This window comes from Streptomyces sp. NPDC055103 (genome assembly GCF_053607625.1).
The window spans coordinates 23,476-38,964 of the sequence record NZ_JBSGTX010000053.1 but is presented as its reverse complement, the minus strand read 5'-3'; the positions used below and the strand labels follow the sequence as shown (position 1 = coordinate 38,964).

Below are 15,489 nucleotides of genomic sequence, written 5' to 3'. Positions count from 1 at the left end.
GTCATGACCGTCTCCACCGGATCCATCGGGCCCATCGGGCAGCCCGCCCTGGAGCGCGTGGCCGAGATACTCGTCGGCCCGGACGGCGGCGGCTGCGTCTTCGGGTCCGGCTATCTCCTCGGCGAGCGGCTTGTCCTGACCGCCCGCCACCTGCTCGACGACGCCCCCGCGGACAGCAGGGTGTCCGTACGGCTCGGAGGGCGGCCCACGCTCCATCCCGCCGAGCCCGTCTGGCGGTCGGCCACGCCCGAGACCGACCTGGCCCTCGTCCGGCTGACCGGACCGTCCGCCCCGGGTGGCGTCACCCCGCCGCCGGTGCTCGGCCGGCTGGACACCGACCCCGCCCGTATCGTCCCCGTCACGGCGACCGGCTTCCCCGCGCTCGCCGGCCTCGTCGACGCCGACCGGGTCGCGGTCCGTGACAGCTACCAGGTGACCGCCGAAGTGGCGACCCACTCGTACGTCAAGACCGGCCGCCTCGAGCTCCGGGGCCACGCACGGTCCGACGCCACCGGAGCGCGCTGGCGCGGCTTGTCCGGCGGGGCCGTCTTCGCCGAGGACGCCCTGATCGGCGTCGTCGTCTCCGCCGCCGGCGACGCCCCCGTCCTGCACGCCACCCCGCTCTCCGCCGTCGCCGCCGACCCGAACCTGAGGTCCCTCCTCCTCGCCGACGGCGCCGAGCCCGACCTGCGTCCGGTGCGCCGCACCGCCGCCTACACCCGGCGGGTCCGGAGGCTCGCCCGCCAGGCCGGGGAGTTGCAGGACAGGGAGACGGAGCTGGCGGAGATCGCGCGGTTCGCGCGCTCGTACGCGCCTCCCCCTGCCTCGTACCGGTGGATCACCGGCCCGCCCTGGGCGGGGAAGACCGCCCTGGCCGCGCACTTCGCGGCCTTCCCGCCGCCCGACGTCGACGTCGTGTCGTTCTTCGTCTCCCGCAGCTTCGGCGAACAGACCCGGCAGTTCCAGCAGGAGGTCTGCGACCAACTGGCCGCCCTGCTCGGCGACCCGCCGCAGACCTTCTCCGGGCAGGGCACCCTGGACAGCCTCTGGCAGCGGGCGAACGACCATGCCGCGTTCCACGGCCGGAACCTGCTGCTGCTCGTCGACGGCCTCGACGAGAACGACGAGTCGCCGCCGATCGCCGCCCTGCTGCCCACCGAGACCGGCGCCACCGGCCACGTCCTGGTCCTCAGCCGCGCGATGCCGCCGATCCCGGCGGCCGTGCCGCGTGACCATCCCCTGCGCGACGAGGAGCGCTGCCCCAGGGTGCCGCTGTCCCCGACCCGCCGGGCGGACCAGCTCCGCGAACGGGCCACGGACGAACTCACCACCCTGCTGCCCGACCGCGACGTACGCGCGGTCCTCGGCACCCTCGCCGTGGGCGGCCCGATGACCCTGGACGACCTGGGCGCCGTGCTGGAGACGGCGGGCGGCGCCCTCGATCCGTACGACCTGCGGACCCTTGTCCGCTCGGTCCCGGCGCGGGTGCTGTCCTCGGACGCCGGCGCGGCCGGCGCGGCCGACGTGACTGGCGTGACCGGCGGGGGAGACGCGGACGGCGGGGCCGAGGGGGCCGCCGAACGCTTCGGTTTCGCCCACGACGAGTTGCGCCGGGCCACCCTCGCGGAGATCGGTGCCGCCGCGGCACGGCACCGGGCGGCCCTGCACGCCTGGGCGGACAGCTACGCGCGCCGCGACTGGCCCGACGACACCCCCGGCTATCTCGTCGCCCACTACCCGGCCGTACTCCTGGCCTCCTCCGACACCGACCGACTCACGGCCCTGCCCTCCCCCGAGCGCGTGGCCCTGTGGCAGCGCCGCACCGGCCACGACACCGACGCCGCACGCGAGATCGGCAACGCGCTCCAGGCGCTGGCGGTGGGGGAGGGAGACGGTCTGCGCGCCGCGGCCGTCCTGGCGATGCGCCGCTACCGGCTCTTCGAGGTTCCGGCCGACCCCAGCTTCGGGTTCCCCGCCGACATCCCGATCGGCTGGGCCGAACAGGGCCAGTGGGCCAGGGCGGACTACCTGGCCTCCGTGATCTGGTCCTCCGCACGGGCGTACGCGGGCCTCGCCCTCGTCGCCGCGGACCTGGGCGAGCGGGAACGCTTCCACGGCCTCGCCCAGCTGGCCTGGGAAGCCGCCCGGCGCAGCCCCGCGGGCGCCGTCTGGGACGCTCCGCGGCTGGCCGCCGTCGGCCGCGCCGCCTTCGGCCTGGACGCACCGGAGCTGGGGCGGCAACTGCTGCACGCGGCCGCGGAGTCCCTGAGGGTGCGCGGCGACGGCAGCGGGAACGTGCGGGCGAAGTCCCTCGCCGAGACGGCCGGGGAGCACGCGGCGGCCGGCGAGCGGGACACCGCCCTCGCGCTCATCGGCGCGGCGGAGCGGCTGGTCCGCTCCGAGAGCTCCGCCCCCTCCACGCAGCGCGACGAGGTCGCCCTCCAGTCCGTGCTCGTCAGGGGTCTCGACGGGGCCCTCGCCGCCTTTCCCGTACCGCGGGAGAGGACGGAGCAGGCGCGGACGCAGGCGTTGTTCGCGCGCGCGGCCGGACGGCTCGGCGACGCGGCCGACTGCCGGCGCGCCCTGGCAGGGGCGGAGGCGGCGCTGCGCGGGCTCGATGACGACGCGTACCTGCTCGTCGTGCCGGACGTCGTCGAGGCCGCCGCGCGTACGGGGCACGACGGCACCGCCCGGCGGCTGGCCGAGGAGGCGCTCACGCGCCTGCCGTCGGCGGCCGGCCCAGGTCAGCGGGACCGGACGCGGGCGCGGCTCGCCCCGCTGTACGAGCTTCTCCGGGACCAGGAGCGGGCCGACGCCCTGACCGACGAGGTGGACGAGGTGCGGCACCGGCCGGGCGCTCTCTCCGCGTGCGCCGAGGCGGCGTACGAGCGCGGGGACGCGGAGCGGGCCGGACGGCTCCTCGACCGTGCCGAGCGGCTGCCCTCCCCGGAGTCTCTGGCAGGCACCCAGCAGGACCCGCGCCGGGAACTCGCCGCCGCCAACGCGCGGTGCGGGCGCCCCGACCGGGCCGAAGGGATCCTGCGGGCGCTGACCGTTCCGGGACGCCACTTCTGGGAACGACTCGCCCTGGCCGAGGCGGTCGGCAGCGCCGGCCGGCTCGACCAGTCGGAGCGGGTGCTCGCCCTCGCCGACGCCGACGGCGACAACGACTGGGCGCAACGCGCGGCGGCCGCGCTGGCCGTCGGTGCGGCCCGGACGGGCGACCTGGACCGGGTGCGGACGCTCGCCGCGTTCAGCGACACGCCGCACCGCAGTCTCCTGCTGCGGCAAGCCGCTGTCGGCTCCGCCCAGGGCGGGCACTTCGCCCTGACCGCACGGCTGACCGGCCTGGCGCGGGAGGCACACCCGGCCTCGGGGAAGGTCGTCCACATGGGCAGGGAGGACGACCCCGTCGCGACGGCCGCCTTCCTGGCCGCCCGGGCGGGGGAGCCGGGCTGGGCCGAGCACTTCGCCGCGCTCGTCCGCCCGTTGGGCGTCCCGTGGCCGCCCTCGGGCCCCGCGATCGCCCTGGCGGTCCGCTGGGACTTCGACGCGGCGCGGCGGCAGGCGCTCCGGATCTCCCTGCCGACGGACCAGGCGGAGGCACTGGGCGCGGTGGCGGAGATCGCCGCCACCCGCGGGCACGGAGCCCTCGCCGACGAACTGTTCGACCTGGCACGGCAGGCCGTCGAGCGGTGGGACGCGGCCGCGTACGCGCGCAGCCGCGCCTGGTCGCGTCTGGCGGTCGCGGCCGCCGGGACAGGGCGCATCGGGCAGGTCCACGGACTCCTGCGACGGATGCACGCGGCCCACCAGGACCACCGGGTACCGGCGCTCGCCGCCCTCGCGGAGGCCCTGGCCCGGCAGGGCGAGCACGCGAAGGCGGTCGCGGCGCTGGACGAGGCCTTCACCTGCTTCGCCTCAGGCCAGGGCGGAGCGGACGAGTCGAAGGCACTCGCGGCACTGGTGACGGCCGGGACGGCCGTGGATCCGGCGCGCTCCCGACGCCAGGTGCTCCGCCTCCTCGCCGATCAGCAGCGCACCCCGGCCCTGCTGCCCGCCGTGGTCCTCGCGGACCCGGAACTCGCGCCGCTGACGATCGACCTGCTCGGCGGCGCCCCTGATCCGCCGGACAGGCCCGCCCCTGATCCGCCGGACAAGCCCTAGAGCCGGGCGGACTTCAGGGACATGTGGAGCAGCAGGCGGTCCTCGCCGTCGTCCAGGTCCAGGCCCGTCAGCTGTTCGACCCGGGACAGCCGGTAGTAGAGGGTCTGCCGGTGGATGCCCAGGGCCGCCGCCGTGCGGCCCGCCTGGCCCGCGTTGTCGAGGAACACCTCGGCCGTGCGGGCCAGTTCGGCGTGGGCGGGAGCGAGCAGCGGCGCGACGGCGGGGTCGATCTCGGGGTGGTAGAGCGCCGCGAGCAGGCGGTACGGGCCGATCCCGGCCCACTCCGCGACCGGGCCGAGCTTCGGCTGCGCCGTGGCGGCACGGGCGGCCGTGCTGGCCTCGCGCCAGGCCGCCGGGAGCTCCGCGAGGCCCCGCCGGGGGGTCGCGATGCCGGCCGGCGCGGTGCCGCGCAGCCGCTCCGCGGCGGTGCGCGCGGGGGAGAGGTCCTCGGCCGTGCGCAGCCGTACGAGGACGGCGAGGGACTCGCCCTCCGGGAGCGCGGTGACCGCCGCCGCGCCGGGAACCGCCCGGACGGCGGGGGCCTCGCCCTGCCAGGGGGTCACGCAGACGACGGTGTGCAGACCGTCCGCGCTGGGGCCCAGGGCCGCCCGGAGCGCCGCGACGGCCATGTCGCTCTGCCAGCCGCGCCCGGCGGTCAGCACCGCCGCGAACTCGCGGGAGAGGTCGGCGCCCGCGCGCTCCTCGTCGGCGAGGAGCCCGCCGATCCGGGTGGCGACCTCCATGGCGGACGCGAGCTGGGCGGCCGTGGGGCCGGGCTCGGCGTCGAGCAGCCAGACGTACCCGAGGACGACGCCCCGATGGCGTACGGGAAGACAGATCCGGTCCCGGAACACCCCGGCGTCCGGGGCGGCGGGGATGCGGACCGGGCCCGTCGCCCGGGTGATGCCGAAGCCCTCGAACCAGGCGCGGACCGCCGGGGTCGACTTCCGGGTCAGGATCGACCGCGTCCGGACGGGGTCCATCGCGCTGTCGTCGTCGCTGTCGTGCGCCCCGAAGGCGATCAGCCCGAAATCGCGGTTCTCCAGCGTCGCCGGGGCGCCCAACAGCGCGGAGATCTCGTCGACCAGTTCTTGGTAATCGCCCTTCACGGCGCCATTCTCGCACCTCTCAGACATCTGTATGAGATGCCGCGCACGGATGCGTGACAGCTGTCGATGGCAGAGGATCGGAGCGATCCATAGGTTTCACGGTGGTTCTCCGTGCTGTTCCCCTTCTCTTACGAAAGACCGGGTACAGCCCTCTTCGTCACCCTGTCCTTCTGGAGGTGCCCCGTGCTGGGTCCCGTGATTCTCGCCGCGTCGCGCAGCGACAAGATGCGCCGTCTCGTGTCGGCCGCCCCCGGGACCAAGCAGGTCGTCGCCCGCTTCATTGCCGGTGAGACGGTCGGCGACGTCGTCCCGATCGTCCAGGAGCTGAGCGAGCGCGGCCTGGAGGTCACCCTCGACGTCGTCGGTGAGGACATCACCACCGTCGAGCAGTCCTACGCCGCCCGGGACGCCTACCTGGAGCTCATCGGCCGCCTCAAGGAGCTGGGCCTCGGCCCCCGCGCCGAGATGTCCGTGAAGCTGTCGATGTTCGGCCAGTCCCTTGAGGACGGGCACGAGCTGGCCCTCGCGAACGTCCGGCCCGTCGTCGAGGCCGCCGCCGAGATCGGCACCACGGTCACCCTGGACGCCGAGGACCACACCACCCTCGACTCGATGTTCGCCATCCACGAGGAGCTGCGGAAGGACTTCCCGCAGACCGGCTGCGTCATCCAGGCGTACCTCTTCCGCACCGAGGACGACGCCCGCCGCCTCGCGGACAACGGCTCCCGCGTCCGGATCGTGAAGGGCGCCTACAAGGAGCCCGCCTCCGTCGCCATCCAGGACAAGCCCGAGATCGACAAGGCGTACGTCCGGATCATGAAGATCCTGATGGACGGCGAGGGCTACCCGATGATCGGCTCCCACGACCCGCGTCTGATCTCCATCGGCCAGGAGCTGGCCCGCCGCGCCGGGCGCAAGCTGGACGAGTACGAGTTCCAGATGCTGTACGGCATCCGCAGCGAGGAGCAGAACCGTCTCGCCGCCGAGGGCCACCGCATGCGCGTCTACACGGCGTACGGCACCGACTGGTACGGCTACTTCATGCGCCGTCTCGCGGAGAAGCCGGCCAACCTGCTGTTCTTCGTCCGCTCCATCCTCACCAAGGGCTGAGCCCACCACCTCTCACAAGGAGTACTGCGAACCATGGACGCTGTCACCCAGGTCCCCGCTCCGGTCAACGAGCCGGTGCACAGCTACGCCCCCGGCTCCCCCGAGCGCGCCCGCCTCGAGATCAAGCTCAAGGAGCTGGCCGAGAACCCGCGCGAGCTGCCGATGACCATCGGCGGCGTGAAGCGCCTCGGCGGCGGCGAGGAGTTCAAGGTCGTCCAGCCGCACAACCACCAGGCCGTCATCGGCACGTTCCGCGGCGCCACCACGCAGGACGCCCAGGACGCGATCGACGCGGCCCTCGCCGCGGCCCCGGCCTGGCGCGCGATGGCCTTCGACGACCGCGCCGCGATCATCCTGCGCGCCGCCGAGCTGCTCGCCGGCCCGTGGCGCGAGACGCTGGCCGCGTCCACCATGCTCGGCCAGTCGAAGACCGCCCAGCAGGCCGAGATCGACACCCCGTGCGAGCTCGTCGACTTCTGGCGCTTCAACGTGGCGTACGCCCGCCAGATCCTGGCCGAGCAGCCGCCGGCCAACTCCCCGGGTGTGTGGAACCGACTGGACCACCGCCCGCTGGAGGGCTTCGTCTACGCGATCACGCCGTTCAACTTCACGGCCATCGCGGGCAACCTGCCCACCGCCCCCGCCCTCATGGGCAACGTGGTCGTCTGGAAGCCGTCCCCGACGCAGACGCACTCCGCCGTGCTCCTCATGGAGCTCCTGGAGGAGGCCGGTCTGCCGAAGGGCGTCATCAACCTGGTGACCGGCGACGGCATCGCCGTCTCCGAGGTGGCCCTGAACCACCGCGACCTGGCGGGCATCCACTTCACCGGTTCGACCAAGACCTTCCAGCACCTGTGGAAGACGGTCGGCACCAACATCGAGACGTACCGCTCGTACCCGCGGATCGTCGGCGAGACCGGCGGCAAGGACTTCGTCGTCGCCCACCCGAGCGCCGACCGCGCCATCCTGAAGACCGCGCTGACCCGTGGCTCGTTCGAGTTCCAGGGCCAGAAGTGCTCCGCGTCCTCGCGTGCGTACGTCCCGGCCTCCATCTGGAACGACGGCTTCAAGGAGGAGTTCGCGGCCGAGGTCGACGGCATCACCATGGGTGACGTCACCGACCTGTCGAACTTCATCGGCGCCGTCATCGACGAGCGTTCGTTCGCCAAGAACAAGGCCGCGATCGACCGTGCCGCGGCCGACCCGACCTGCACGATCGTCGCCGGTGGCACCTACGACGACTCGGTGGGCTACTTCGTCCGCCCGACCGTCATCGCGTGCACCGACCCGGAGAACGAGGTCTTCAAGGCCGAGTACTTCGGCCCGATCCTCGCGATCCACGTCTACGAGGACGACCGGTACGACGAGATGCTGACCCAGATGGAGTCGGCCTCGGACTACGCCCTCACCGGCGCGGTCATCTCCGGTGACCGTGCGGCGGCCGCCTACACGATGGAGAAGCTCCGCTTCGCGGCGGGCAACTTCTACATCAACGACAAGTCGACCGGTGCCGTCGTCGGCCAGCAGCCCTTCGGCGGCGGCCGTGCCTCGGGTACGAACGACAAGGCCGGCGCCCCGCAGAACCTGATGCGCTGGACGCTGACCCGCGCCATCAAGGAGACGCTGGTTCCGCCGACCGAGTACGGCTACCCGCACATGGGCTGACGCCCCTCCGGGCCTCGCTGAGGCCCGCCCCCGACACCGCCCCCCTCCTCAGTTCCCCCAACTCGAGGACGGGGGCGGTTCTCATCGCCCCTTCGCGACCCGCCGCTTCAGGAAGTCGCCGATCAGGCCGGCGATGGCCGGCGCGTGGGTCTCCAGGGCGAAGTGGCCCGTCGGGAGCAGGTGGATCTCGGCGTCGGGGAGGTCGCGGCGGAAGGCTTCGGCGCCTGCCGGGACGAAGACCTGGTCGCCCTCGCCCCAGACGGCGAGGAGGGGGACCCGGGAGGTGCGGAAGTACTCCTGGAAGGCGGGGTAGAGCGCGAAGTTCGACCCGTAGTCGGCGATGAGGCCGAGCTGGATCTCGTCCTGGCCCTCGCGGGCCATGAGGGCCGCGTCGTGGTGCCAGGCGTCGGGGCTGAGCAGGTCGCGGTACTCGGCGGGGACCCCGGTCTCGTACTGCCACCTGATGCCGTCGAGGGAGCGGATGCCGCGGACCGGCTCCTCGGTCTCGGGCGTGCGCTCGGCGATCAGGGCGAGGACCGGCGCCCAGGCCTCGGCGCCGAGCCCCTCGTCGTAGGCGTTGCCGTTCTGGCTGATGATCGCGGTGACGCGCTCGGGGTGGTCGAGGGCGAGGCGCAGGCCGATCGGGGAGCCGTAGTCCTGGATGTAGAGCGCGAACCGGTCCAGGCCCAGGGCCTCGGTGAACGCGGAGGTGAGCGCGGCCAGTCCGGCGAAGGTGTAGTCGAAGTCGGCGGCGGAGGGGGCGGCGCTGCGGCCGAAGCCCAGGTGGTCGGGGGCGATCAGCCGGTAGTCGTCGGCGAGCAGCGGGATCAGGTCGCGGAACATGTGCGAGCTGGTGGGGAAGCCGTGCAGCAGGAGCAGGGCGGGGGCGTCGGCCGGGCCGGCCTCGCGGTAGGCGATCTCGTGGCCGCGGACGGTGACGGTGCGGTGGTGGATCGGCAGCACGGACATCGTTCTAACCCCTTAAGTGCGTCTTGCCGGTGGCGGCTTGATGGCTTGACTCCATCAGGCAGGAGCTAACCTGTCAATGGTTGTTAGGCGGTTATGTGGCCACCAGCATCTTTCCGAGGTTCTCGCCGCGCAGCATCCCCAGGAACGCGTCGACGATGTTCTCGAAGCCCTCCACCACCGTCACGTCCAGCGGCAGCGACCCGTCGCGCAGGCGCGGGACGGTCAGGTCGTACAGCTCCTCCAGCGCGTCCGTGTGGTCGCTGACGAGGAAGCCTTCGAGGCGGAGGCTCTTGCCGACCACGTCGAAGAGGTTCCGCGGGGCCGGCGGGGGAGTGGAGAGCGCGTGGTACTGGCCCACCGCGCCCACCCAGGCGATCCGGCCGAACGGGCGCAGCGAGGCGATCGCGGCCTCCAGGTGTGCGCCGCCCACCCCGTCCAGGGCCGCGTCGAGCCCCTCCGGCGCCGCTTTCGCGAGCAGCTCGGCGACCGGCCCGTCGTGGTAGTCGAAGGCCGCGTCGAAGCCCACCTCCTGCGTCAGGTGGGCCACCTTGCGCGCCGAACCCGCGCTGCCCACCAGTCGCCCCGCGCCGAGCAGCCGGGCGAGCCGGCCCGCCGCCGTGCCCACCCCGCCCGCCGCCGCGGACACGAAGAGGTCCTCGCCCGGCTGGAGCCGGGCGATCCGGGTCAGGCCCACGTAGGCCGACAGGCCCGTACCGCCGAGCAGGCTGAGGTGTGCGGCGAGCGGGACGCCGGGACCGAAGTCCGGGACCGGGCGTGCCTCGTCCTTCGTGACCAGGGCGTGGGTGCGCCAGCCCTTGCGGTGCAGGACGAGGTCGCCGGGGCGCAGCGCCGGGTCGCGGGAGTCGCGCACGCGGCCCAGGGTGCGGCCCTCCATGGGGGAGTCCAGGGTCCAGATCTCGTCCGTGTCCATCGCCTCGCGGTGGTAGGGGTCGACGGACCACTGGAGGTTCTCGACGAGGGCGGTGCCCGGCTCCGGCGCCGGGACGGGGGACTCGACGAAGGAGAAGAGATCGGGGGTGGGGAAACCGGTGGGGCGGGCGGTCTGCTGGACGGTGATCATGGTGGCGTCGGTCATGGGGCAGACGGTAGGAGGGGATCCCGGGCCCGGGCAGGGGGTAGCGTCGATGGCCGCGGCCGATCCATGAATGCCGCTCATACCGGCAGGTGGGAGCCGTCGTGAAAGATGACCTTGCCCCGCGCGAACTGCGCGTCCTCGTGGCCGTCGGCCGTGAGCGCGGCTTCTCCGCCGCGGCCGTCGCCCTCGGGATGACCCAGTCCGCCGTCTCGCACTCGGTGCGCACCACCGAACGCAAGCTGGGCGCCGTCCTCTTCGACCGGGGGCGGACCGGCGCCACTCCGACGGCCGCCGGGGAGCGGGCCCTCGCGCACGCCCGGCGGGTGCTCCGGCTCCTGGACGTCATGGCCGCCGAGGTGCGCGGCAGCGGCACCGGCAGCGGGAGTGGCGCCGGCGGCGGTACGGAGTCGGTCACCCTCGCCGGGCCGCTGCGCATCGCGGCCTTCCGCAGCGCGGCGCTGCATCTGCTGCCGCGCGCCCTGGGGCGGCTGACGGCGCGTCACCCGGAGATCGTGCCCGAGGTGCGGATCGTGCGGGAGGTCGGGCGCGGCACGGCGGGGGAAGTCCTCGACGGGCGGGCGGACCTGGGGATCGCGACCGTCGGGACCACCTCGCCCGTGCCGCCGGAGCTGGTCGGGGGCGTACTGGTGGAGGAGGGGTACGCGCTGGTGCACCCGGCCGGGCACCCGGCGCCGCGCTCGCTGCCGCTGGTCGACTGGACGGAGAACTGCTCCTCGTACACCCGGGACTGGTGGGCGAGGCAGGAGTGGCTGCCGCCGGCGACGGTGCAGGCCGAGGACGACGGAGCGGTGCTCGCGATGGTGAGCACCGGTTACGGGATGGCCGTGATGCCGGAGCTCTCCCTGGTCGGAGCACCGCCCTCCGTCGAGATCACCGATCTCGGTCCGGAGCGCCCGACGCGTTCGGTGGGCTACGTCACCACCCCCGAACTGGCGGCCTCCCTCGCCGTACGGGCCCTCATCCGGGAGCTGCGGGCCGCGGCGGGGTGACTCCCCAGCGACCCTCGGTGCCGCGCCGTCTCAGATACTAGGAAGTCCGAGTAATTGTGGAGACAGATGCGGCGTCCTGCCCTAGCTTTGTAGAAGCCGAACGTCTCGCTACATCAGCGAATGGCGGTCGAGAGCGCGACGCCCCTGTGCAGGCAACCCCTGCGGCGGCGCTCCCCGCCCCTGCCGGCACCTTCGATCACCACTGATCTCCGCACTTTCGGATCACCACTGATCTCAAGGAGTCGATCCCTCATGACCACGCAGACCGCCCCCCGCGTCCGCCACTCCGCCGGCCGTTCCAGCGACGAGGCCCGTCGGAACGCCGCCGCCGCCCTCCAGCGCGCCCTCGACCGCCGTGACAACGGCGGCTCCACCGGCCACTGACCCGAAGGGTCCCCCCGCTCGGGACCCGTCGCCCGCTCGTCCGTCCGGGCTGTTCCTTCGTCCACATGATGGACGGAACGTGTCAGACGATGGGACGAAGAGTAGGGTGCCGACATGTCTCACAGCATCAATCTCGCAGTCATTCCCGGCGACGGCATCGGCCAGGAGGTCGTGGCCGAGGGCCTCAAGATCCTCTCGGCCGTCCTTCCCCAGGACGTGAAGCTGGAGACCGAGGAGTACGACTTCGGCGCCAAGCGCTACCACGCCACCGGTGAGACCCTCACCGACGCCGACCTCGACTCCCTCAAGAAGCACGACGCCATCCTGCTCGGCGCCATCGGCGACCCGTCGGTGCCGTCCGGTGTCCTGGAGCGCGGCTTCCTGCTGAAGCTCCGCTTCGCCTTCGACCACCATGTGAACCTGCGCCCCTCGAAGCTGCTCCCCGGCGTCGCGACCCCGCTCGCCGGCCAGCCCGAGATCGACTTCGTCGTGGTCCGCGAGGGCACCGAGGGTCCGTACACGGGCAACGGCGGCACCATCCGCAAGGGCACCCCGCACGAGGTCGCCACCGAGGTCTCGGTCAACACCGCGTTCGGTGTCGAGCGGGTCGTCCGGGACGCCTTCGCCCGCGCCCAGGCCCGTCCGCGCAAGAAGCTGACGCTGGTCCACAAGAACAACGTGCTGACCTTCGCCGGCCACCTCTGGACGAACATCTTCACCAAGGTGTCAGCGGAGTTCCCCGAGGTCACCACCGACTACCTGCACGTCGACGCCGCGACGATCTTCCTCGTCACCGATCCGGCCCGCTTCGACGTCATCGTCACCGACAACCTCTTCGGCGACATCATCACCGACCTCGCCGCGGCCGTCTCCGGCGGCATCGGCGTCGCCGCCTCGGGCAACATCAACCCGAGCGGTGAGTTCCCGTCCATGTTCGAGCCGGTCCACGGCTCCGCGCCGGACATCGCGGGCCAGGGCAAGGCCGACCCCACGGCCACCGTCCTCTCCGTCGCCCTCCTGCTCCGCCACCTCGGCTACGAGTCCGAGGCCGTCCGGGTCGAGCAGGCCGTCGCCGCCGACCTGACCGAGCGGGGCGCCGCCGTCCGTACGACGGCCGAGATCGGCGACGCGCTCGCCGCGCGAGTAGCGAGCTGACCCGCGCAGCCGACTGACATCTGACAGCAGCCGCCGGGTCACACCTGCACCCGGCGGCTGTACCTGTGCGGCCGAAGGGTGCCACCATCGAACCCTGGACCGCGTTCACCCGTTTCGTGCACCGGCCCCCGCGAGCGATAATCGAACGTGGGGCCGCGGCATGCGGGCATGCTCGGACGTCCACACAGTCACGGACGTCAGCCGATGACTGAGGCGGGAGCGCGGTCCTACACACACAACCGGTGAAGGACACGCACTCATGACGACGCCCACGATCGAGCTCAAGCCCTCCTCCAGCCCGCTGTCCGACGCGGAGCGCGAGGCGATCCTGGCCAACCCCGGATTCGGCCGCCACTTCACCGACCACATGGTCACCATCCGGTGGACCGAGGGCCGCGGCTGGCACGACGGTCAGCTGGTGCCGTACGGCCCGCTGCACCTGGACCCGGCGACCAGCGTCCTTCACTACGCCCAGGAGATCTTCGAGGGGCTGAAGGCGTACCGCCGCCCTGACGGCACGGTCGCCACCTTCCGCCCCGACGCCAATGGCCGCCGCTTCCAGTACTCCGCGCGTCGGCTCGGCATGCCGGAGCTGCCGGTCGAGACCTTCATCGAGGCCTGTGACGCCCTGGTCCGTCAGGATCGGTCCTGGGTCCCGGCGCACGGCGGTGAGGAGTCTCTCTACCTGCGCCCCTTCATGATCGCGACCGAGGTCGGCCTGGGCGTCCGCCCGGCCAACGAGTACCTGTTCGTGGTCATCGCCTCCCCGGCCGGCGCGTACTTCCCGGCGGGCGTCAAGCCGGTCGCCATCTGGGCCTCCGAGGACCGCGTCCGTGCCGTCCCCGGCGGCGTCGGCGACGCCAAGACCGGCGGCAACTACGCCGCCTCCCTGCTCGCCCAGGCCGAGGCCGCCGAGAAGGGCTGCATCCAGGTCGCCTACCTCGACGCGGTCGAGCACAAGTGGGTCGAGGAACTCGGCGGCATGAACCTGTACTTCGTGTACGGGAACAAGATCGTCACCCCGACCCTCACCGGTTCGCTGCTCGCGGGCATCACCCGCGACTCGCTCCTCAAGGTCGCCGCGGACCTCGGCTACGAGGCCGAGGAGGGCCGCGTCTCCATCGACCAGTGGCAGGCCGACTCCGCGAACGGCACCCTGACCGAGGTCTTCGCCTGCGGCACCGCCGCCGTGATCACCCCGGTCGGCACGGTCAAGTCCGAGCGGGGCGAGTGGCAGCAGTCGGGCGGCGAGCCCGGCGAGGTCACGATGAAGCTGCGCGAGGCGCTGCTCGCCATCCAGACGGGCAAGTCCGAGGACGTCCACGGCTGGATGCACGAGCTGGGCTAGTCGCTGGACCAGCCGGCGCTACTCCGGCTGGTCGCTACTCCACTTCCGCGAGGGCCTCGGGGACGGCAGGAACCGTCTCGGGGGCCCTCGTCGGCGTCAGTACGGCGTACAGCGCGCCGCCCACCAGCCCCGACAGCACGAAGCTGCAGTCGATCCCGCCCGTCAGGGCGAGCAGCGGCCCCTCGTAGAGCGGCGTCGACACCCCGGCCAGGCCGACCACCGCGCCGATCGCCCAGGAGGCGGTGGCACGCGGGTGCCAGCCCGCCGAGAACCAGTAGATCCCGCCGCGCGAGCGGTTGTTGTAGACCTGGAGGGCCTCCGGGTCGTACGTCCCCCCGCAGCGCGCGTGCCCGGTCAGGGTGATGACGGCCCACGGGGTGCCGATCGCGGTGAGCAGCAGGACGAACGAGGTCATGGCGGTCTGGGCGTCCGAGGCGAAGTGGCCGAGGAAGACGAAGGCCGTCGCCACCGCCGCGACGACGAGCGTGGCGCGCGCCCGGGTGGCCCGGGGCAGGATCGCGTCGAGGTCGAGCCCCATCGAGTACAGCATCAGTCCGGCGTTGCCGACGGAGCCGGCCGTGGCCGCGAGGAGCAGCGGCACGAGGTACCAGACGGGGGAGGCGTCGACGAGCGGCCCGGCGTAGTCGAGGCCCCCGCGGGCCGCGAGAGCGGTGAACGTGCCGAAGAGCTGGGGGATCAGCAGGCCGACGAGGAGGCCGAGGCAGGTGGCGCGCCAGACCTTCCTCTCACTGTGCCGTTCGGGCGAGATGTAGCGGGTGTAGTCGCCGAGCAGGGTGATGAAGGCGACCGGTCCGCTGAGCCCGGCGGCGACCGCGGAGAGCAGCCAGGTCGGCCAGAACGAGTCGAGCAGGTACGGGGTCTCCGGTACGGCGGCCGTCGTGAAGTCCCCGGCGTACGCGACCAGGCCGAGCGCCAGGAGCAGGGTCATGCCGACCGCGAGGGCCTTGCTCAGCTTGAGCAGCAGCCGGTAGCCGTAGACCGCGGCGACGACCGTGCCCGCGGCGAGCAGCGCGTAGACGACGGCGTGCGAGACGCCGCCGGTCGGCAGGCCGACCAGCCGGGCCAGCGTGCCCACCATCACGTCTCCGCCGATCCACAGCGTCAGCGCGGTGTAGCCGAGGGACAGCAGCAGTCCGACCACCGAGCCGACGAGCCGGCCGCGGACGCCGAAGAAGGCGCCGGAGGAGGTGGAGAGGTTGGTGGCGGTGCGCAGGGAGACGAGGGCGAGCGGGGCCGTGACGGCGACGCCGACGACCGTCCCGGCGACGACGGAGGTGACCGAGGCCCAGAGGCCGAGGCCGAAGGAGACCGGGAGCCAGCCGAAGACGATCACCCCTAGACAGAGGTTGGAGCCGAGCAGGATCGAGACGAGATCGCGGGGGCCGCTGGTGCGTTCGGCCTCGGGAATGGTGTCGACTCCGCGCTGTTCTATCGGCATGGGGACTCCTGGGGAGG

General features: G+C 73.0%; 11 protein-coding genes. 7 read left to right on the top strand and 4 right to left on the bottom strand.

Going from position 1 to position 15,489, the window contains the following annotated elements; translation table 11 throughout:
* Positions 1 to 3 precede the first annotated feature (3 nt).
* The gene (locus tag ACWFR1_RS28525) at positions 4 to 4,167 is read left to right on the top strand and encodes a trypsin-like peptidase domain-containing protein (RefSeq protein WP_453555966.1); all 4,164 of its coding nucleotides are present in this window, start codon (positions 4 to 6) and stop codon (positions 4,165 to 4,167) included.
* Here ACWFR1_RS28525 and ACWFR1_RS28520 read toward each other — a convergent pair.
* Positions 4,164 to 5,276, bottom strand: a complete 1,113-nt coding sequence (locus ACWFR1_RS28520; RefSeq protein WP_453555963.1) for a PucR family transcriptional regulator — start codon at positions 5,274 to 5,276, stop codon at positions 4,164 to 4,166. The two genes, ACWFR1_RS28525 and ACWFR1_RS28520, sit on opposite strands and share 4 nt — an antisense overlap.
* A gap of 183 nt (positions 5,277 to 5,459) precedes the next feature.
* Here ACWFR1_RS28520 and ACWFR1_RS28515 point away from each other — a divergent pair, with 183 nt between their 5' ends.
* Positions 5,460 to 6,386, top strand: a complete 927-nt coding sequence (locus ACWFR1_RS28515; protein WP_453555961.1) for a proline dehydrogenase family protein — start codon at positions 5,460 to 5,462, stop codon at positions 6,384 to 6,386.
* Positions 6,387 to 6,419: 33 nt separating this feature from the next.
* Entirely contained in the window at positions 6,420 to 8,051 is a 1,632-nt protein-coding gene (gene pruA, locus ACWFR1_RS28510; RefSeq protein WP_453555959.1) for an L-glutamate gamma-semialdehyde dehydrogenase, read from the top strand.
* Between the two features lie 81 nt (positions 8,052 to 8,132).
* Here pruA and ACWFR1_RS28505 read toward each other — a convergent pair whose 3' ends face one another.
* Together ACWFR1_RS28505 and ACWFR1_RS28500 are read right to left on the bottom strand one after the other, a co-directional pair.
* Positions 8,133 to 9,020, bottom strand: a complete 888-nt coding sequence (locus ACWFR1_RS28505) for an alpha/beta fold hydrolase (protein WP_453555956.1) — start codon at positions 9,018 to 9,020, stop codon at positions 8,133 to 8,135.
* Between the two features lie 91 nt (positions 9,021 to 9,111).
* Positions 9,112 to 10,116, bottom strand: a complete 1,005-nt coding sequence (locus ACWFR1_RS28500; protein WP_453555954.1) for a zinc-binding dehydrogenase — start codon at positions 10,114 to 10,116, stop codon at positions 9,112 to 9,114.
* 101 nt (positions 10,117 to 10,217) lie between these two features.
* Between ACWFR1_RS28500 and ACWFR1_RS28495 the strand changes: the two genes are divergently transcribed.
* The 4 genes from ACWFR1_RS28495 to ACWFR1_RS28480 all read left to right on the top strand — a co-directional run bounded on the left by ACWFR1_RS28495 (position 10,218) and on the right by ACWFR1_RS28480 (position 14,013).
* On the top strand, positions 10,218 to 11,126 hold the full coding sequence (locus tag ACWFR1_RS28495; protein ID WP_453555952.1) for a LysR family transcriptional regulator: 909 nt from the start codon (positions 10,218 to 10,220) through the stop codon (positions 11,124 to 11,126).
* A 252-nt stretch (positions 11,127 to 11,378) separates the two neighbouring features.
* Complete coding sequence (locus ACWFR1_RS28490) at positions 11,379 to 11,510, top strand: hypothetical protein (protein WP_453555949.1); 132 nt, start codon at positions 11,379 to 11,381, stop codon at positions 11,508 to 11,510.
* Positions 11,511 to 11,624: 114 nt separating this feature from the next.
* Positions 11,625 to 12,665, top strand: a complete 1,041-nt coding sequence (locus ACWFR1_RS28485; RefSeq protein WP_453555947.1) for a 3-isopropylmalate dehydrogenase — start codon at positions 11,625 to 11,627, stop codon at positions 12,663 to 12,665.
* 259 nt (positions 12,666 to 12,924) lie between these two features.
* Positions 12,925 to 14,013, top strand: a complete 1,089-nt coding sequence (locus tag ACWFR1_RS28480; protein WP_453555945.1) for a branched-chain amino acid aminotransferase — start codon at positions 12,925 to 12,927, stop codon at positions 14,011 to 14,013.
* 34 nt (positions 14,014 to 14,047) lie between these two features.
* Here the strand turns inward: ACWFR1_RS28480 and ACWFR1_RS28475 are convergent, their stop codons facing one another.
* A complete protein-coding gene (locus ACWFR1_RS28475) occupies positions 14,048 to 15,472 on the bottom strand; it encodes a cytosine permease (protein WP_453555942.1) in 1,425 nt (474 codons plus the stop codon).
* Positions 15,473 to 15,489 lie beyond the last annotated feature (17 nt).

Coding starts and splice junctions, on each gene's coding strand:
- pruA (WP_453555959.1), top strand. CDS start 6,420: ATGGACGCTGTCACCCAGGTCCCCGCTCCGGTCAACGAGCCGGTGCAC.
- ACWFR1_RS28485 (WP_453555947.1), top strand. CDS start 11,625: ATGTCTCACAGCATCAATCTCGCAGTCATTCCCGGCGACGGCATCGGC.
- ACWFR1_RS28505 (WP_453555956.1), bottom strand. CDS start 9,020: ATGTCCGTGCTGCCGATCCACCACCGCACCGTCACCGTCCGCGGCCAC.
- ACWFR1_RS28480 (WP_453555945.1), top strand. CDS start 12,925: ATGACGACGCCCACGATCGAGCTCAAGCCCTCCTCCAGCCCGCTGTCC.
- ACWFR1_RS28525 (WP_453555966.1), top strand. CDS start 4: ATGACCGTCTCCACCGGATCCATCGGGCCCATCGGGCAGCCCGCCCTG.
- ACWFR1_RS28490 (WP_453555949.1), top strand. CDS start 11,379: ATGACCACGCAGACCGCCCCCCGCGTCCGCCACTCCGCCGGCCGTTCC.
- ACWFR1_RS28500 (WP_453555954.1), bottom strand. CDS start 10,116: ATGACCGACGCCACCATGATCACCGTCCAGCAGACCGCCCGCCCCACC.
- ACWFR1_RS28475 (WP_453555942.1), bottom strand. CDS start 15,472: ATGCCGATAGAACAGCGCGGAGTCGACACCATTCCCGAGGCCGAACGC.